The sequence below is a fragment of the Microcoleus sp. Pol8_D6 genome, from assembly GCF_036700965.1.
Lineage (GTDB): Bacteria > Cyanobacteriota > Cyanobacteriia > Cyanobacteriales > Microcoleaceae > Microcoleus.
Map to the genome: position 1 here is coordinate 15,203 of NZ_JAUBPW010000078.1, position 17,299 is coordinate 32,501.

The 17,299-nt window shown below is 46.1% G+C and carries 18 protein-coding genes; 3 read left to right on the plus strand and 15 right to left on the minus strand.

Going from position 1 to position 17,299, the window contains the following annotated elements; all coding sequences use genetic code 11:
• Nucleotides 1–285: 285 nt before the first annotated feature.
• The 4 genes from QUA10_RS24540 to QUA10_RS24555 all read right to left on the minus strand — a co-directional run bounded on the left by QUA10_RS24540 (nucleotide 286) and on the right by QUA10_RS24555 (nucleotide 4,536).
• Complete coding sequence (locus QUA10_RS24540) at nucleotides 286–1,194, minus strand: MoxR family ATPase (RefSeq protein WP_333085158.1); 909 nt, start codon at nucleotides 1,192–1,194, stop codon at nucleotides 286–288.
• A 164-nt stretch (nucleotides 1,195–1,358) separates the two neighbouring features.
• Nucleotides 1,359–2,573: a bifunctional riboflavin kinase/FAD synthetase gene (locus QUA10_RS24545; RefSeq protein ID WP_333085159.1), complete on the minus strand. Its 1,215-nt coding sequence runs from the start codon at nucleotides 2,571–2,573 to the stop codon at nucleotides 1,359–1,361.
• Nucleotides 2,574–2,811: 238 nt separating this feature from the next.
• Nucleotides 2,812–3,714 carry an MBL fold metallo-hydrolase gene (locus QUA10_RS24550; protein ID WP_333085160.1) on the minus strand — a complete coding sequence of 301 codons (903 nt, stop codon included), beginning with the start codon at nucleotides 3,712–3,714 and terminating at the stop codon, nucleotides 2,812–2,814.
• 657 nt (nucleotides 3,715–4,371) lie between these two features.
• Complete coding sequence (locus QUA10_RS24555) at nucleotides 4,372–4,536, minus strand: hypothetical protein (RefSeq protein WP_333085161.1); 165 nt, start codon at nucleotides 4,534–4,536, stop codon at nucleotides 4,372–4,374.
• A gap of 301 nt (nucleotides 4,537–4,837) precedes the next feature.
• On the opposite strand from QUA10_RS24555, the gene QUA10_RS24560 reads away from it, so the two are divergent.
• A complete protein-coding gene (locus tag QUA10_RS24560) occupies nucleotides 4,838–5,767 on the plus strand; it encodes a hypothetical protein (RefSeq protein WP_333085162.1) in 930 nt (309 codons plus the stop codon).
• Nucleotides 5,768–5,802: 35 nt separating this feature from the next.
• Here the strand turns inward: QUA10_RS24560 and QUA10_RS24565 are convergent, their stop codons facing one another.
• From QUA10_RS24565 to QUA10_RS24585, 5 genes are all read right to left on the minus strand, one after another.
• Nucleotides 5,803–5,964 (minus strand): zinc ribbon domain-containing protein, encoded by a 162-nt coding sequence (locus tag QUA10_RS24565; protein WP_333085163.1) that lies wholly within the window; start codon nucleotides 5,962–5,964, stop codon nucleotides 5,803–5,805.
• Between the two features lie 45 nt (nucleotides 5,965–6,009).
• Complete coding sequence (locus QUA10_RS24570) at nucleotides 6,010–6,324, minus strand: transposase (protein ID WP_333085164.1); 315 nt, start codon at nucleotides 6,322–6,324, stop codon at nucleotides 6,010–6,012.
• Nucleotides 6,325–6,712: 388 nt separating this feature from the next.
• On the minus strand, nucleotides 6,713–6,961 hold the full coding sequence (locus tag QUA10_RS24575) for a hypothetical protein (RefSeq protein WP_333086396.1): 249 nt from the start codon (nucleotides 6,959–6,961) through the stop codon (nucleotides 6,713–6,715).
• Between the two features lie 155 nt (nucleotides 6,962–7,116).
• Nucleotides 7,117–7,761 (minus strand): IS607 family transposase, encoded by a 645-nt coding sequence (locus QUA10_RS24580; protein ID WP_333085166.1) that lies wholly within the window; start codon nucleotides 7,759–7,761, stop codon nucleotides 7,117–7,119.
• 65 nt (nucleotides 7,762–7,826) lie between these two features.
• Complete coding sequence (locus QUA10_RS24585) at nucleotides 7,827–8,441, minus strand: hypothetical protein (RefSeq protein WP_333086397.1); 615 nt, start codon at nucleotides 8,439–8,441, stop codon at nucleotides 7,827–7,829.
• A gap of 529 nt (nucleotides 8,442–8,970) precedes the next feature.
• Here QUA10_RS24585 and QUA10_RS24590 point away from each other — a divergent pair.
• Nucleotides 8,971–9,876 carry an alpha/beta hydrolase gene (locus QUA10_RS24590; protein ID WP_333085168.1) on the plus strand — a complete coding sequence of 302 codons (906 nt, stop codon included), beginning with the start codon at nucleotides 8,971–8,973 and terminating at the stop codon, nucleotides 9,874–9,876.
• A gap of 80 nt (nucleotides 9,877–9,956) precedes the next feature.
• Here the strand turns inward: QUA10_RS24590 and QUA10_RS24595 are convergent, their stop codons facing one another.
• Nucleotides 9,957–10,481, minus strand: coding sequence for a DUF4330 domain-containing protein (locus QUA10_RS24595; RefSeq protein ID WP_333042459.1), 525 nt, complete (start codon nucleotides 10,479–10,481; stop codon nucleotides 9,957–9,959).
• Nucleotides 10,482–10,851: 370 nt separating this feature from the next.
• Between QUA10_RS24595 and QUA10_RS24600 the strand changes: the two genes are divergently transcribed.
• On the plus strand, nucleotides 10,852–11,703 hold the full coding sequence (locus tag QUA10_RS24600) for a M48 family metallopeptidase (protein ID WP_333085169.1): 852 nt from the start codon (nucleotides 10,852–10,854) through the stop codon (nucleotides 11,701–11,703).
• A 205-nt stretch (nucleotides 11,704–11,908) separates the two neighbouring features.
• On the opposite strand, the gene QUA10_RS24605 is transcribed toward QUA10_RS24600, so the two are convergent.
• The 5 genes from QUA10_RS24605 to rfbF all read right to left on the minus strand — a co-directional run bounded on the left by QUA10_RS24605 (nucleotide 11,909) and on the right by rfbF (nucleotide 16,840).
• Nucleotides 11,909–12,679 carry a metallophosphoesterase family protein gene (locus tag QUA10_RS24605; RefSeq protein ID WP_333085170.1) on the minus strand — a complete coding sequence of 257 codons (771 nt, stop codon included), beginning with the start codon at nucleotides 12,677–12,679 and terminating at the stop codon, nucleotides 11,909–11,911.
• Between the two features lie 374 nt (nucleotides 12,680–13,053).
• Nucleotides 13,054–13,800, minus strand: a complete 747-nt coding sequence (locus tag QUA10_RS24610; RefSeq protein WP_333085172.1) for a DUF1995 family protein — start codon at nucleotides 13,798–13,800, stop codon at nucleotides 13,054–13,056.
• 177 nt (nucleotides 13,801–13,977) lie between these two features.
• Entirely contained in the window at nucleotides 13,978–14,727 is a 750-nt protein-coding gene (locus tag QUA10_RS24615; protein WP_333086398.1) for a cyclase family protein, read from the minus strand.
• Nucleotides 14,728–14,793: 66 nt separating this feature from the next.
• Nucleotides 14,794–15,858, minus strand: coding sequence for an acyl-CoA dehydrogenase family protein (locus tag QUA10_RS24620; RefSeq protein WP_333085174.1), 1,065 nt, complete (start codon nucleotides 15,856–15,858; stop codon nucleotides 14,794–14,796).
• A 205-nt stretch (nucleotides 15,859–16,063) separates the two neighbouring features.
• Complete coding sequence (gene rfbF / locus QUA10_RS24625; RefSeq protein WP_333085176.1) at nucleotides 16,064–16,840, minus strand: glucose-1-phosphate cytidylyltransferase; 777 nt, start codon at nucleotides 16,838–16,840, stop codon at nucleotides 16,064–16,066.
• Between the last annotated feature and the right edge of the window lie 459 nt (nucleotides 16,841–17,299).

The window sequence follows — 17,299 nt, forward strand, 5'->3', positions numbered from 1 at the left end:
TTAACTGACATCAAATCTGTTAGCATGGGAATTCTTCATATCTCTCTTCTCTTTATCTGCGTGAATCAGCGTCAATCCATTGTCATCTGCGGTTCGAAAAATTATCTTTTTTTAACCGCAGATGAGGGCAGATTAACACAGATTAACGCAGATGAATTAGATCACTTCCGGTTGCAGCGTCCGTGATTGTTGATTGTTGACTGGATTTTATAATTCCGATGCTACACATATTTGATTTGACATCTTGCCTGTTCCTTGAATTAAAGCAACCTACTTACAAACTTTTTAAGGAATAGGAACAGACCGCAACAACTTGTCAACAATTGTCTTAGCCCTCCTTCCACCCGCCGGAATCAATCGGTGAGATAGTACGTGCGGCGCCAAATCCTTCACATCATCCGGGGTAGCAAAATCCCGCCCCGAAATAAATGCCAAAGCCTGGGACGCCCGGTACAAAGCCACCGCACCCCGGGGACTCACCCCCAGAGTAATCTCCTCATCCTCTCGCGTCGATCGCACCAAATCTACAATATACTGTTTCAAAGAGGCTTCCACCTTCACACCAGCGCACAAACGACGCAATTCCTGCACTTCTTCCAAAGAAATACAAGGCTGCAAATCTTCCACTGCAAAACTCTCAGAAAGCCTTTCCAACATTTGCAACTCTTCCAACGCAGCGGGATAGCCCAAAGTCAAAGACAAAGTAAACCGATCCATCTGCGCTTCCGGTAGGGGAAAAGTGCCTTGATATTCGATCGGGTTCTGAGTCGCAATCACAAAAAACGGCGTCGGAACATTTCGAGAAACTCCGTCTACTGTCACCTGCTTTTCTTCCATCACTTCCAGCAAAGCTGACTGAGTTCGCGGCGTCGCCCGATTGATTTCATCGGCAAGCAAAACATTAGCAAAAACTGGCCCTGGCAAAAACTCAAACTCTCCGCTGCGCGGATTCCAAATATTAGTACCGGTGATATCAGTCGGTAACAAATCGGGAGTGCACTGAATCCGCTGAAACTTCCCATCGATCGATCGCGCCAAAGACTTCGCCAGCAGCGTTTTTCCCACACCCGGCACATCTTCCAGCAGCGCGTGGCCGCCCGAAAGCACGGCTACCAGCACCAAGCGAATAGCATCCGCTTTGCCGACCATAGTTTTGCTTAGATTTTGTTTGAGCCGTTCAATATGTTGTCTCATATCCCTGATTACTAAGTGCTAATTGCTAATTGTGGATCAAAGATCAAATGACCCAAATCTTGAGTCTTTGCCTTGCGGAATTCGTATTTGTAAAACTACAATTGATTCTGACTCATTTTGCACCATTTTTTAAACCTATGACGCTGTTCTAGATCACATAATTATTAGACTTTAGCAGTTAAGAGGCTTCTAGCAATATCGCAATCTGCCTGAATTTGAGTCTTGAGAGCATCCAGAGAAGCGAATTTTTGTTCGGGTCGCAAAAACTCTACCAAACTCGCGCTCAAGGTTTGACCGTACAAATCCCCAGACCAATCTAACAGGTGAACTTCCACAGTGGGTTGCAACCCGTCTACCGTCGGGCGGCAGCCAACATTCATCACCCCATTGACAAAAGATAAATTGGATGCTGTGCCGGGAATTAGAGATTTTGGATTTTCCCGCTGATAGGAAGAACTTTCCTCTTTCATCTTTTCCCATCCATGCTTCAGCGAGACTCGCACCGCATACACGCCAAAACGTGGCAAAAATTTTTCCGGCGGCAGTTCGATGTTGGCAGTAGGAAATCCGATCGTCCTACCCAGCCGCTGTCCGCCAACCACAGTCCCGACTAAACTGTAAGGTCGCCCCAGCAACTGATTCGCTCTGGTGAGGTCGCCGGATGCCAGACCTTCGCGGATTGCAGAACTGCTGATCCGATCGCCCTCACCGCAATTGTGGAGGGGTACAAGAGCAACATCAATACCGTAACCCGACGCGATCGACTGTAAATCCACAGCCGTTCCCGCGCGTCCCCGTCCAAACCGAAAATCAACCCCCACACTAATTCGACTCGCTTTTAGTTGCCGCACCAAAATTTCCTCGACAAACTCAGAAGCAGTCAAGGCCGCCAATTCTTGATCGAACGGCAGCAGCACAAGTTGCTCGACGCCCATTGCTGCGAGCAATTCTACCTTTTCTGCCAGAGGTGTTAGCAGTTTTTTCGGTTGACCCGTAAAAAATTCTTGCGGGTGCGGATCAAATGTCAGCACAGTGCTGTAAAGTCGATCGACCCCATCAGAATCGATCCCACAGAGGCTGTTGCCGTCGGCCCTAATGCCTATCAAACCCTCGAAATTATGGCTGCTGCCAGCTTGATCGGACGGTGCTGCTGAGTCATTTTCGCAGGTCGCCGGATGTTCCCTTGGCAAATTTTGATCTGTGCCAACGTTTGAGCGCGTGTTTTGCCCCGACGCAAAAACCGTCGCAGAATTTGGTCCAGGCGATCGATTTAAAATTGGCTGCACGACTTGTCGATGCCCTAGGTGCAAACCATCAAAGTTTCCCAAGGCAACAGAAGTTGGAGTCAGAGCAGCGGTACAAGAAGAAGTTACCCACACGCTTAAAATTTTGACATACTTAGTGCGATCGCCAGTCGATGTTAGATTTTAGATTTTAGATTTTAGAATTGACTCCACAGATAAATCTGGAAGCTTGAACTTTGGTCTAAACTTTTTGGTTTTCCACGACAGAAGTACGTGGCACGGTATCCGTCTTTAAGTGAGGTCAGCCCTCGCTTAAATGTCAGATTTCACCGATCAAGATTTCAGAACCATCTGACTGACAAGCTCAAATCCATCAGACATGAACTTGAGGCGCTTGCACCGACGCTTCAGACAAATCGTTATCAGGAGGCAACAATTGTAACGACAAACCTTCCCGCGCCATCAAACTGTTCGGGAACCTTTGAGCCACTTGTTCTCCCACCCTGTCTAAAAACTCGTCATTGTGCAGCGGATCGTGGTGAAAAATCACCAACTTTTTGACATTAGCAGCCTTTGCTACCTTCACCGCTTCCTGCCAAGTCGAATGTCCCCAGCCGACCTTGCTGCTCTTCTCGGCATAATACTCCTCATCGGTATAAGTAGCGTCGTAGATCAGCACCTCAGCATCCTGAGCCAAATGCAGCACATTTTCGTCTAAACGATCGGGAAAATGTTCGGTATCAGTCACGTAAGCAGCCGCATACCCCCGCCAGTTGACGCGGTAGCCTATAGCTTCCCCAGGATGGTTCAGCAAAGCAGTTTCCACCTTAATCTCTCCGATTTCCAGCGGTTTGCCCACTTCTATATCGTTAAATTTCAGGTCTGCCCCCATAATTTGCAGGGGTACCGGAAAATTGGGGTGCAGCATCTGGTCATGGAGGCGCTGCTGGATAGTAGCCTGATTAGGAGCAATAGCCCCATAGATGTGAAAGCAGTTCCCAGGAATAAAAGCTGGGACAAAAAATGGGAATCCTTGAATGTGATCCCAGTGAGAGTGAGTAAAAAACATATGAGCTTTTACGGGCATCTGCGACAGGAGAGTTTGTCCCAAAACCCGCAATCCAGTACCGCCATCGAAAATTAGGCGACTGTCACCCACTCGCATTTCTACACAGGGCGTGTTGCCCCCGTAACGTACTGTTTCTGCCCCGGGAGACGCTATGCTACCTCTAACGCCCCAGAAGTGAACCGTGAATTGGTTTTGCATACTAGACATGGGTTTTCTTGCAAGATTGTTCCGGCGAGTTGGCGAGTTATCGATAAGGTGTTTACATATTACTAAGGGCTTTACCATCAAACCCAAGTTCTTTGACGGTCGAGTTCCCCACTTGTTGGAAGTGCCAAGAGTCTCGCTCATCGCGAGAATGCAAAACTGTTGGGCTTGACAACTGAGCAATAAATTACAAGGTAGACTAATGAAGTCTCGATCGTAACTATTCTTTTCGTCTCTTCACTAGCCTAACCTCCGCAGACACACTTTGGGGCAGTAGTTCTGTATTAGTTTGGTCAAAAGCCGCTGTTTTTCCAGCCTCCGCACTTGGCGAACACGATCGCGCGGTCGGTTGTTTGCCTTCCTGCTTTACGGGTTAGAACGCGGATGATGGGCTTCCTGCTATCTAGTTCGGTCGATCAACCATAATATGCAGGTGTCGGGACTTTTTTGCACCGATATCTGGCTGATATTGCCGATCGGGCGTAAAGGCGCCTCTACAAGAATGACGGTTAATTTACCCGACTGAAGATGCTCCGGCCATTTAACCGCTGCCCATGAGCATCAGGGAGTCGTTTTTACCCGAACCCGGTTTAATTAACTCAACTCCCATTAATTCAAAAATCTTAGCAGTTTAGGAATGCTTCTGCTATTAATTATCAACTAATACTGTCTGGATTCTCGGCCCGCCCGCAGGCTGCGGTTCGTCCCGCAAGCGGTCAAGCTGAACCCAGCCTCATCTGACACCGGGGTAGCAGCGAGAGTCCGGGCCTGCTGGCAAAAGACTAAATTTTCGTCGTGCATTTCTTGGCGGACGAATTGAATCACTCAAAATTCCCCTATTTTCGGAAATTAAAAAATTTCGATTTTTTGCCATCATGCCAACTCCGAGCGCCATTCTGTCTCCAGAGTGATGCAGAAATATTCGCTGTTAACCTCTCGTGATTTTATCAAAAATCTTCAATTGCTCTATTTTTGGTAAGGATTTCTCGGAATTCAGCGCAGTTGCGGTACTCGCCACGGGGTTGAATTTCCGGTATCATAGAAACTTAGAGTCTTATTTGCCGAGAATCTAAATCAGTGCTAAAAAAGCCTGGATAACTTTAAGTTATTTTTCAAAAAAGTCAGTATGAATCAAGTTAAAAAAACTACAACCAAGCTGAATAGATCCCCTGTGAAAGTGTCCGATCGCACTTTGGAACTCGGTAATCTTCCGTTGAGCGACCTGTCTTTAGAAATAACTGATGGTCAAGCTTTGAGAGAATTTAGTTTGGACGATCGCCCGCCGGCAACCCCAACAGCCACAGGCCGGACTGTCGAAACAAGACGCCAGAGGGTAAATGGCAAGACCTCCTGGGCCCGATCGCCTGTGGTTTCTACTGCGTTTCTCAAGTGGCTGCTGGAGAGTTTGACTCGATCGAAAGGTTGGCTGGGAGTTGTCACCCTGGCAGCAGTTTGGGGGTGGTGGAACAGTCAGTTACTGTTTTCTACAGGCCTGGGGATAGCAGCGATGATGCTGGTTTACCGAGGGCAGTCGTGGGACTGGCAATTGCTGCGGGCAAAAGGCGAGCAATTTTGGGAGGGCCCGAACCGTCGGTTCGTTTTAGCCGTCGGCACCGGCGGCATTGCTACCTTGGGCGCTTACATGAGTTTGGCGATTTGGGCGGACTCAAGCAGCCACTGGATGGCTTTGAGCGTGATTTTGCAGAATTTGGGCACGATCGCGATTGCAGGGCTGTTGCTGCGGCAAGGGTTGAGTCTGGGGGCCGCCAAAGATGAAGTGGCGCTTGATCGCATTCTGGCGGATTTGACTGATGCTGACCCCGTGAAGCGTTTGATTGCAGTGCGGCAAATGACCGATTTGGTGAATCAGGGTGGGTTTGGCCCTGTGAGTTCCGTCAAAAGTTCTATCGCCCGTTCCCGCGCTGCCGAGTGCTTTCGCCTGATGCTGAGTCGGGAACCAGAAGCTGTAGTCCGCAATGCCCTTCTCGAAGGTTTGCAGACTTGGGACGCTACTTATGGCTTTGTTGCTTCGGACAAATTATCTAAACTTATCTAAAGCTATTTTTAGATTGTCCGAGTTTACTTCCTACGCTATTGAGTGGAACGTAGTGGAAAGAGTCGGCTATCCCTGGCTGCCGAGGGTTCCCAGTTCAAAATATTAACGCTTGCATTCCAATTGCGATCGATATATCTACCACAAGCAGGACAATCATAAGTCCGAAGACGAGCGTGGCATATCTTTTTTATTCCCACAATTCGATCAAGTTTTAGAACTAGGGTACTATTGGTCTACTAGGATTAAATTTGCTCCATACATTTGGCATTTGTAATCGAGTTGACGCTTGAACTCGTAAAACCCAAGATCGGATATTGCCCCGCCCGCTTGTGATTATCCATCATTCCTTTTGTATTCAAGTCTTCTATTTTGATGAGCTTGAAAGTCTTGGCTAAGTAAATTGTTAACTTGTGCAAGAAATCTTGACGAATACAAGCTATTTGTGTGTGAATTAGGCTAATTTTATTGTAGGTTTTGCGCTGGTTATTGGAGCCTTTTACCTGCTTTGACGCTTGACGTTGTAAAGTAGCAAGTTTGGTTTTCGCACTGGCTATCAACGGTTTTGGTGCGGCGTTGCTGATTCACGGTAGGAATTACCTTTTCGCTTGAAGTTACAAAACTTACCCTGCGAGGGCTGATCGCAATTGGGACATCTTTAATTCATAGTTAATGCCTAGGTCGATTCCCACGGATGCCTGAGATTGCTGAACTGGTAAACGTTCTGCATCAACACACAATGAAATAAACCAACGACTGCCTTATTTTGAAAGAGTAAAAGTTTGAGACACGTAACCACATTCTAGTGGCACACGCCAAGCCGAAACGTTCCCAATGTAGGAATCTTAATGGTGTTAAGCTGTTGTGGCATTTAAATTGTATGTCAAAAAAATTTAAAGTCTTGTGGGGAGTAGGGGTTGGGCGTCCCGCCCGCCCTGAATATACAATTTAAATGCGCGACAGCTTACCACCTTTTAGAAGAACTTTTGGGCTAGATGAGTCAACTGTAAAAGATTGACCATTCCGGCGACTGGCGAAGTTTGGATGACCTGTTTTCCCGGAACGATATCGAGTAAACGCATCTTTCCAGTCAATCAAAGCGTTTTGGTAGACTCGGCTAGACAACCGATTCATCCAAGCGAATTCAGGTTGCTTCTTGACGTGGTTGGTGAGAACTTTTTTGACTTCATTTATCACATTCGAGTCCGAAAGCTTGCCCTCACGATATATTTGAGTTCGCAAGCTTAACCCGAAATTAAACACAACCCACCTTCATCCTGCGTGTTTTGCCATCAAAGTCGCTTCGTTGTTATTCAATTTTAGCGATCGTTTGACGGCAAACATAGTTAAACTTACTTGGAATTCTTTACTTGGTGAAGTATATGGGACTCTGAACAAGGATCTATATCCTCTACAATATTCTTAACTTTTGCTTGATATTTCCGTAACCCGTAGATGCGGGAAGAAAAGCAGTCGATAATCGAGAGTAAATCTTGAGTCAATTCTTCATGCGGTGAAAGAGTTTCGGCGTTGGCGACGATAATCGTTCCGCCATTCCACTGTAGAATTTGCTCGACCAATTCAAATCCAAATCGGCAGAGTCGATCTTTGTGAGCCACGTATAGCATCTTGACTTCGCCCTGTATTGCCCATTGTATGATTTGCAGGAATTTGGGACGATTGAAGTTCAGTCCTCCCCCAATCTCTTGAATGGAGTCCGTGATGGAGACACCTTGGGCCAAGCAAAATTGTTCCATAGCCTGTGTCTGGCGAAGTAACTCTGGTTTTTGTCCAGTGGATGAGACGCGGCAGTAGACGATAACTCGGTTTGGTGTTTTACCTGTTTTCAGATTTCGGGCGATACTCAGGTGACTTTCTGTATAAAGACGCTGGTTGCCTAGTGTCCTATTGGGGACTAACTTGCCTTCACTTTCCCAACGCCGTAAGGTAGAAGACGAAACTCCAACTAACTTTCCAAATTCTGCCACTTTCCACATAGAACTTCTTGTTAAGGATTAAGTATGGATAAGTTTAGCTAACTATTTGGCAATTTAGTTCAAATCTAAAATCCAAACATTAAGTCATCGACTATTAGCTGACCGTCAAAAGCGTAAAAACTAATTCGATGAATATTCGGAGCTTTTACACGCAGGGGAGCCCTAGGGGCGATCGGAGAATTAGACCCGACCAGATTGGGCGCCGGCATTTCATCCTGAACAATTGGGTTGCCGTCAATGTCACAAGCAGATAAAACAGTTCGTCGCGAACTGGTGACAAGTCCTGACACCCAGCGAACTGGATACTTAAAAGTTACTTCTATCAGTCCGCTTTTGGGGGCACCCATTAACACTGTTGCCCCAGAACCCGTGAAAAATGCTGGGTTTGAAGGTTGGATGGCGACGGCATTGCTAAAAGTCACCCCCCAATGTGCAAACTGGTGTTCTACTACTTCAAAGCATTTCAAGTCTTCTAAAGCTACGCGGACGATCGCAGGTACGGTGGCACGCGATCGCACCTCTGACCCGGCGCCTGAGCGTTCTGGAGTGGCGACAAAAGACTTTTTGCCGTTTAAATCCATGCTTCGACAGGCTGTGTCAAATTCTGCTAACCCGTCAGATTGAAGACTTTTCGCATCAACCATAAAACCCTCGCGATCCCTTTTTCTGAGCAGTTGCATTTTAGTAGACCTCCCTGAGATTAGTTGTTTCTTCTGTTTTGGAATTGATAACGGCGAGGCCCGTGATTGCCAAACCTGCAATTAGGAATCGAAACCCCATCGCCCGCCCTCCAACAAAGACTTTCGACCTCAAAAGCCACTGCTCCGCAAAATATCGTGATTAATGATTTGTGATTGGCGAGCGTCGGCAAACCTGCCGCCTGCCTGAAAGCGAGTTCTAATAGTCCTCCTTTCCGAGCGCCTGCTTTCGGGGTTGGCGAACAGACTCTATTTTGTTGAGGGGTCTTACCCATCATTTTGCTATTATCTCCGATCGGGGGTAGTTTGCAAGGGTAAGGATAACTACACAGCCGAATTGCCCAAATCGCAAAACTTACTTGCTGTCTGTAGTTTCACGCTTCACCTGTACTAAAATAGATTTAAATCATTACTCAATCTTTACAAAAACGCCACCAGCTTTGCAAGTTTTTTAAACAGAGACGGGGCGACGGAAAAGAATCTAAAATATAACAGCGATTGAGGTTAGTTTATGCTTGTACCCCTCGGCTTCGGTCAGCGATCAATAGTTACTTCTCTCGGCAGAATGGTCTACTACACTGCTGAAAAAATGCCTTGGATGGGGTTGCCGACCTCAACTTCGGAAAATAAGCCGAACTTAGTATTTTTTCACGGTTTTGGCGGCGGGTCGAGTGCCTACGAATGGTCGAAAGTTTATCCGGCTTTTGCGGCAGAATATCGAATTTTAGCACCTGATTTAATCGGTTGGGGACGATCGGAACATCCGGCAAGAAATTATCAGGTTGAAGATTATATCACAACTTTGATCGAATTTCTCGAAAAAACTTGCGGCAGTCCGACAGACGTGATTGCTTCTTCGCTAACAGGGGCGATCGCGATTCGAGCTGCAATCGCACGGCCGGATCTTTTCAAATCCCTGATTTTGACCATACCCAGCGGTTTGTCGGACTTCGGACAAGATTACGGCAGCAGTTTCTTCGCTAAGCTAGTCAACACGCCGATTTTAGATCGCTTGCTCTACAGTACCGGAATCGCCACAGACGGCGGCATCCGTAGCTTCCTAGAACAACGACAATTTGCCGATTCGCGTCGCGTTTATCAAGAAATTGTTGATGCTTACCTCGCATCTGCTTCGGAACCAAATGCAGAATATGCAGCCCTCTCTTTTGTGCGGGGAGATTTGTGCTTTGATTTGTCGCTGTACATCACTCAGCTAACAACGCCGACAGCGATTATTTGGGGAGAAAAATCGCAGTTTACCGGGCCCGATATCGGCCAGCGGTTGGCAAATCTCAACCCCGAAGCAATCAAAGTTTTTCAACCTCTGGAAAACGTAGGTTTGACTCCGCAGTTAGAAATTCCCGCTGTCACGATTGGCTTAATTCGGCAATACTTAAAATTGCTTTCGGAAGGGTGAAGAAGGAAGAAGGAAGAAGGAATATGAATTCCCTCTTCCCCATTAGCAATGACTACTGACTACTGACTACTGACTACTAATTATTCTTTTACTCGCACGTCGATAACGCTGGCGTTGAAAATGTACTTGTTGCCTTCAAGCTCTAGCGTAGTGCCAATTTTGACTTTCGTATTACCTAAAACCGGGCCATTTTCAGTAAGTTGACCTTTTCCCTCTAGGGTAAACATCATATTTTTGCTAAAGGCTTCTTCTTCTCTGGGATCTGGGAGAGCTTTCAGAGTGCCGTTGGGCTGAGGAACTGCTAGGGTTCTGGTGAGGGTTTTGACAGATTTGATGGTAATCTGACCGGAGGGTTGATTGCGGATCACCACATTGATTTTATCACCTGGTTTGAACAAATCTTGAACGTTTGTTCCTTTGAGACCGATCGCAATTGCATCAATCTCTACAGGTTTGACACTGGTGCCGACTTGGGCGACGGAACCGCCAGAAGTGCCGGGAAAGAAAAAGATTCCGACTGCAACTAGCAGTACGATCAGAGCGGCAGCTACGTCTAGAATGCTGAGTTTGCCGAACAGTCGGCCTTGAGAATCCAAAATTTTCATAATCGCCTATTATACTGATAGCGACAGGAGTATGTTTACAGCTCAGGACTTACACAGACATCGATGAAAAACAGATGCTGCTATTGCTGAGCTACCGCTGGCAATGACATACTTTATTGATGCGTAAGTCCTGAAGCTAAAAGATATTACCACAACGATCGCCCAAAATCCGCATGACTGGGGCACTTAACCCAGAAGGCAGTTAACGGCGATTGGTTAGCCTTGGCTGGATCGCCGAGAAGCTGGTAGCGCCGTTAAAAATTGACAAAAAGCTAGAATAGCAACTAAGCAGCCTCAAATTGCGTCTGCCTATTTAGTGAGTTTTCGAGTTTTTCCTACAATTTTATCTAACTTCTGGCACGTATCACTCATGTTAAAAAATTTTTGGTTGACTTGCCGGCGTACTTGCGGCCGGGGGATTTATCTGTTTCTGTCCCTGATTGTGGCTGCGGGTATCGGGGTGGTTTCCCCGGAACCGACTCAAGCATTTTCTTTGCCTGAACTGATTTTTCGGGGCATTCAAGTTATTCAATTGTCGAATATGTCCGATCGCCAAGAGGTGACTATTGGCCGACAAATTAATCAGCAGTTGACAAGCAGCGAGTTTAAGATTGACCGAGATCGCGACACTACAGAATATATCAACCGCATCGGTCAACGACTCGCTCAAGAAAGCACTCGCCCAAATATTCCTTATACTTTTCAAGTGATTGACGACGATACGATTAATGCTTTTGCAACTATGGGCGGTTTTGTTTATGTGAATAAAGGTTTGATGACGGCGGCGGACAATGAGGCAGAATTGGCAAGTGTAATCGCCCACGAAATCGCTCACATTAATGCTCGCCACGCGATTAAACAAATGCGTCAAATGGCCATAGCTTCAGGCGTAGCTTCGGCGACAGGGCTCGATCGATCTCAGGCGGTTCAGATTGGGGTGGAATTGGCTTTGCGGCGCCCCCACAGTCGCCAAGCTGAGTATGAAGCCGATCAGTTGGGATTGCAAACTATGGGGCGAGCGGGCTACGCTCAATCTGGGATGGTTGATTTTATGAAAAAGTTGCTCAATAAGCCTTCTCCTCCGAGCATTTTGAGCACTCACCCGGCAACTGGCGATCGTATTGCTGCTATTTCACAGGCTATAGATCCGGAGCTTGCTAGCGGTGAAGGTTTGAATAATGAGGATTACAGGCTAGAAATCCGCAGGCTTTTAGGTTCGTAGCAAATGTAAATCAGTCAGGCAATCTCTTATTTTCTCTTCTCTTCTCTTTTCTTACTTCGTGATCTAGCGCTAACGCGCCGCTTCGCTAACGTGTCTTCGCGGTTCGTTAAAAAAGAAATCCAGTTACTAGGGTAAGTCAGCAGCAAGTTAATTTCGATTTAAGAGCTCGGACTTAATCTGACATACCCTACAACTAAAACTTGATTTAACACTGCTGTTGAACAACAGAATCGATCGCAGGTTCCGGGGGTGCAATCGGCTGCGGCTTCAATTGCCTGACAACTTCGTCAAACGGCAAAATTCGGACTTGATGGTTAAATACATTTACTTGATAAACTCTGCGGTAGCTGAGATCAAATCCTGTCAGCCAGCCGCTTTTGGGATGATAAGCACCTGTGTCAATATCCAACCACCCTTCGCCCCTGACTAATTCGCCCGGTCTCACCCCATGAAAGGTAAAGGTGATCGTGTGACCGGTGATAATTAATTTATTCGGAAAATAGGGTTTCGACATGGTGTGAAATTCCCTGCGAATCCAACACAGTTGTTCGATCGACTGTTCATCGATCGACAGATGGGGGTCAACGCCCGCGTGAACCAGCCAGATGTCCCCTAAGTCCCGGTACGTAGGGAGCGATCGCAGCCACTCTAAGTGTTTGTACGGCATCATCCCTGTATCTCTGTAGCTTGCTACTGTCGCATCGCCCCCGCTGTAGAGCCAAGATTGCCACGCTCGCATATCCATCGGTGTCCCCGACAAAGCTTCCAGCATCAGTTGTTCGTGGTTGCCCAACAGAGTTTGGTAGGGGCTTTGCTGCACAAAATCTAATACCTGAGCGCTTTTGGGGCCACGATCGATTAAGTCTCCCAAAAAATAGACGCGATCATTCGAGCTGGGGGCAAGTGCCTCTAGCAGGGTCATTAAGCCGTCGTAATGCCCGTGTACGTCCCCGATAACAATGCGCCGGTGCTCCATTGTGTTTATCCGCTTCCCTGACTCAAAAGCCCCATCTCTAGCTTATAGCATCTGATTTTGCTGTTATTTGCCTCCCCTCTTTTACGGTGGAGGGGTGTCACCCATTATACTGGTTTTTATAAAGATTCTGTAAAGCTCAGCAGTAGCTGTTGGCGTAGCTACTGATAGAAACACAGGCAAGTTATATCAATTCCGGTTGCACTCCTCGATATGAGTGTTGACTGTTGACTGTTGACTGTTTAGACATTTGAACAATACCGATGCAACCGGAAACGATATTATGGCAGTTTCAATTTGAGCGAAGTAGAAATATCCGGTAGGGGCACGGCGCCTGGCCGTGTCCTGGGCGTATTTCAGAGAATTGAAAACTGCGGTCACTGAGTCAAAGCTTTGAGGAATGTCTGGAGTTCTGCCAAAAAACCTTTCTTTTTTACAGGTTTTGCAGGTGTGGTGGAGTCAGGATCGTCGGTTCCGAGAGCTTTGGCTAAAATCCGCTCTAAATCGTCTCCGACAGGTTTTTGGGCGGTTTCAGAAATTAGTTGGTATTCGTCGTTTGTTTCCAGCCAAACTTGCCAGGATTGGGGGTAGCAGCGGAATAAAGCAGCAGTGTCTAGGGGTCTGATATAGTAGCAGGATTCTATTTTGCTGAGGAATCGATCACGCAATTGTCGGCCCGCATAGCCTATACCTATGGTGGCAACATCTTCCAGGCGCGGGTTGAGTAGAATTACTGGGCGACCGGCCGCAGCTATATAAATTTTTTCAACTTGGGCCACTTCTACGGCTGCTGGATTGATCAAAATGAAAAGTTGATCTTCCGGTGATATTTTATCTTCAACAGGGGTGCGACTGCTACCCAAATCAGTGACTTTAAACGGTGTTTCTCCCCAGTCGCGGCGCGCGAGGGCTGCCGCACCAGTGTCGGGAAAAAAGACTTTTACTCCGGGGTAGATTTCCTCAAATTCTGGGAGAAATTGTAGGGTGATAGACTGTGCTTGCAGGGCGATTTCTGGAAATACTAATTCGACTTGCAGTAGATTTTTGCCGTCCGAGAGGGCGGCGGCGGTGGCAATGCGGGATTGGGCGATCGCCTCGTTGAGATCCTTGGGCAGTTCTGTCATTAATCTAATTGTTTTTACTCGACTTCTCTCAATCTAATTTTACCTGAGATATTGCACTATTCTCAATTACCTATTTAGGAACAGGCAAGATGCCTGTTCCACAAGAAAATTCACTCTTTGTGGAACAGGACGAAAAGCCTGTTCTTGAGAATGGTACAAGATGTAAGTTTTACCGCACTAAGCAACAAAAGCTAACACGGATACGGGCGAACCGGAACCTCCCAAAAGGCGCAATATTCCGATAACTAAAGTGATGTCAGCCGCAGGTAACAAGTCGAGATTTGCAAGATTTTCCAGCACTATTCGCTGCTTTTCCAATACCAATTTATTAACCACAAAACTTTCATCTTGCCCGGTATCGACTCCGTGGGTGTCGGTTCCAATTCCCGCTATCGAGCGTTCTTCTAGCAAAAATTGAGTGGCTGCTTTGCCAAATCCGGGAAAGTGGCAAATTCCGCGCTCGTCTCGGTTAAAAAATGCTCCCTGATTATCCCATTTTTCTTGCCAGCCAGTATACAATAAAACTAGATTTCCCGGTTCTATAAGTTTGTGCTGCCGTTCCCAAGCCCATATATCATCAATTGTTAAAGTGTAGTCGGGATTGGCAAGACTTTGCTCTCGGATGTCGATCGCAATTGCCGGCACAACGAGCGACTGCGGGGAATAACTATCAATGCTGACACCTCCTGCATAAAAGCTGTTGGGTGCGTTGATGTGAGTGCCGCTGTGTTCTCCCATCGAGAATTTTCGCAGGAAATACCCGTCTGTTTCTATTTGAGCTACTGTGGCAATTTCTGTCGCTGGATCTCCTGGCCAAATGGGAATATTTGGGTGAATTGCATGGGTTAAGTCTACAATTTTGCTGTAGGCGATCGTTTTTAAGTTATGTGAGTTGAAGTTGTTTGTCATCAGGTTAAATATATACATTATTTATTAAACACAGTTGAGTTTTTGACCTTTTGCAAGCTCAATATAAAATCTAAAATCTAAAATCTAAAATTCGATTAGTTGATCGAGCGTTGCTTCCATCACATCCTTTGTTTGCCCGGAAACAGTATACACCAAAGCTTCTCGATAAACTCTCCCGGCAGGATGTACCGCACCGTTAGCAGCACCGCTAGAAACTGCAACCGCAGCGTGCCCGCAACGCACCGCTAAATCAATGGCTTGAGCTCGCAGCGCTAATTGTTCTGCTTTCGAGCTATGTTGAGATTGTTGGAAATTCTGTTTTAGCCGATCGAGCTTTTGCTCTAGTTTTTGGTAAGCTGTCGTTATCAAAGGTGAATTCTTAGCAGCAGCCGCTGCTGCAATTACATCCAATCCCGCTCGAATACAGCCAAAAGTACCGGGGACAAAATTCAGTATATTTTTGCTGTCGTTTTCCGAAATCCAGCCGACAGGTTTAACTGAAATTATTTCCGATTCATGCAGCAACCAATTATCGAGAGTGGCTGTCACAGTATTAGTCGAGTTCATAGCGATTAACTGCATGATTTCGCTACAAGCTATTTTACCGTATTCGCGTTCAATATTGGCAAAAGGCACTAAACCGAAAACAGAGCGTTCGTCAGGAAGTACCGCCGCTACAATAAACTTTTGAAATAAGCCAAAACCTGTTACCCAAGGAACTTTTCCTGACAGTAAATAGCCCGCTTTTGTGGCAGTTGCGGTGACGGCCGGATTGCCCGATCGCCGCAAATGCGAAAACCCAATACCCAAGCGTAACTCTTTTTGGGCGATCGCGGGCAAGTATCTGCTTTTTAGCATTTCATTGTCGCTATTGGCAATCATCGCAGTTGCACTGTGGTGCTGAGTTTGCAGGAAAGACAAAGCGCCGGAATATCGAGCCGTCAATTCCTGATATTGGTAAAAAATCTCCGGTGCAACTTCGGCACCGCCCCATTTTTGGGGAACTCGCAATGCTAAGAGCGATCGATCTTCCAATCCCGCAACTGCTGTTTTTAGCGCTTCCGAGTCGCTGTCGATAATTTCCGCGTGGGGTGCAACGCACTCTTGTAAGTAAGTTTTTGTGCTGTTGAGAATTTCTTGCGAATCCATTTTTTATAATTATTTTATAGTGAGTTTCACCTTATTTGGGAAAGTTTCACTTCCCACGGATAGGGATCTATAAAAACCCAGTTACTACGATTTTTGCGACAACTCACGAAAAATCTACAAAGCAACCGGATTTATGAGGTAATTTTATAGTAATTTTTATTCAAAATTGTGTGGGGCGGAAATCTAATTTCGCCCCAAAACTAAATTATTTCCACACTTTCCAAGGAGCCTTCCCTTCATCCCAAAGTTCGTTTAAATACTTGTACTCTCGAAAAGTATCCATCGCAAAGAAGAAGCCCTCATGACGGTAAGCCATCAACTGTCCGTCTGCCGCTAAACGCTGCATCGGCTCTTGTTCTAAGATACAATCATCTCCCCCCAAATACTCAAATACCCGGCGGTTAAATATCATATATCCAACACTAATCCAGCCATCGATTTGAGGTTTTTCAGTAAATTGAACTACGCGGCTATCGCTGTCTACCTCCAAAATTCCAAAGCGAGAAATCGGGCGAAATGTAGTGACAGTTGCCAGCTTCCCGTGAGACTTGTGAAAATCCATCAAGGCGTCAATATCGACATCAGCTACTCCATCGCCGTATGTCACCATGAAATTCTCGCGATCGATATATTTTTCGATCCGTTTTACCCGCCCTCCTGTCATGCTTGCGGCGCCAGTTTCAGCTAGTGTCACTTTAAAATCTTGTTCGAGATGTTCCTCGTGATAAGTGATGGTATGTTGGCGTCCCAGACAGATAGTAAAGTCATTGTTCATGGCTTCATAATTGAGGAAATATTCTTTAATCATGTTGCCGCGATAGCCCAAGCACACAATAAAGTTTTGGAAACCGTAGTGTGCATATATCTTCATGATGTGCCAAATAATTGGATGCCCCCCCACCTCAACTAAGGGTTTGGGACGAAATTCTGTTTCTTCTCTCAGACGAGTACCGAGACCGCCAGCTAGGATAACTACTTGCATTTTGTCACATTTTTAAAGATGATAAATTAATTTATCATCAATCATCAGGAATTTTTTCAAAGAATTATTAACATTTTCTCATAGTGAGTGAAGCTTTGTAAACCGCCGAAATCACGAACTCTTATAAATAATTCTAGGGTGCGGGCGACCGCACCGTGTATTTGAATGCTGCGCGCAATTTCTAACTAACAGTAGGGTGGGTACTGCGGACAGTATATTTGAATACAGCGCAATTTCTAACTTACGAATGGTAGATTAGGAAATAGACAAAAAAGCCAACACCTATACTCAATATAAGGAAGAGATGCAACAGAAATGAAAAATCAACTCGATCGCCTAAAAAAGTTTTTAGGTATCCTCTGTGCGATCGCCTCAATAATTATAGGTAGTGGCCAAGAAGTAATGATGGTAAGATAGTAGCCTTGATAAGTTTTTTGTGAACTATGCCGAATTGTCCCG

Bases quoted from the DNA above. Each gene is read 5' to 3' on its own strand.
- QUA10_RS24540 (WP_333085158.1), bottom strand. From the start codon at position 1,194: ATGAGACAACATATTGAACGGCTCAAACAAAATCTAAGCAAAACTATG.
- QUA10_RS24550 (WP_333085160.1), bottom strand. From the start codon at position 3,714: ATGTCTAGTATGCAAAACCAATTCACGGTTCACTTCTGGGGCGTTAGA.
- QUA10_RS24560 (WP_333085162.1), top strand. From the start codon at position 4,838: ATGAATCAAGTTAAAAAAACTACAACCAAGCTGAATAGATCCCCTGTG.
- QUA10_RS24580 (WP_333085166.1), bottom strand. From the start codon at position 7,761: ATGTGGAAAGTGGCAGAATTTGGAAAGTTAGTTGGAGTTTCGTCTTCT.
- QUA10_RS24585 (WP_333086397.1), bottom strand. From the start codon at position 8,441: ATGCAACTGCTCAGAAAAAGGGATCGCGAGGGTTTTATGGTTGATGCG.
- QUA10_RS24590 (WP_333085168.1), top strand. From the start codon at position 8,971: ATGCTTGTACCCCTCGGCTTCGGTCAGCGATCAATAGTTACTTCTCTC.
- QUA10_RS24595 (WP_333042459.1), bottom strand. From the start codon at position 10,481: ATGAAAATTTTGGATTCTCAAGGCCGACTGTTCGGCAAACTCAGCATT.
- QUA10_RS24600 (WP_333085169.1), top strand. From the start codon at position 10,852: ATGTTAAAAAATTTTTGGTTGACTTGCCGGCGTACTTGCGGCCGGGGG.
- QUA10_RS24605 (WP_333085170.1), bottom strand. From the start codon at position 12,679: ATGGAGCACCGGCGCATTGTTATCGGGGACGTACACGGGCATTACGAC.
- QUA10_RS24610 (WP_333085172.1), bottom strand. From the start codon at position 13,800: ATGACAGAACTGCCCAAGGATCTCAACGAGGCGATCGCCCAATCCCGC.
- QUA10_RS24615 (WP_333086398.1), bottom strand. From the start codon at position 14,727: ATGTATATATTTAACCTGATGACAAACAACTTCAACTCACATAACTTA.
- QUA10_RS24620 (WP_333085174.1), bottom strand. From the start codon at position 15,858: ATGGATTCGCAAGAAATTCTCAACAGCACAAAAACTTACTTACAAGAG.
- rfbF (WP_333085176.1), bottom strand. From the start codon at position 16,840: ATGCAAGTAGTTATCCTAGCTGGCGGTCTCGGTACTCGTCTGAGAGAA.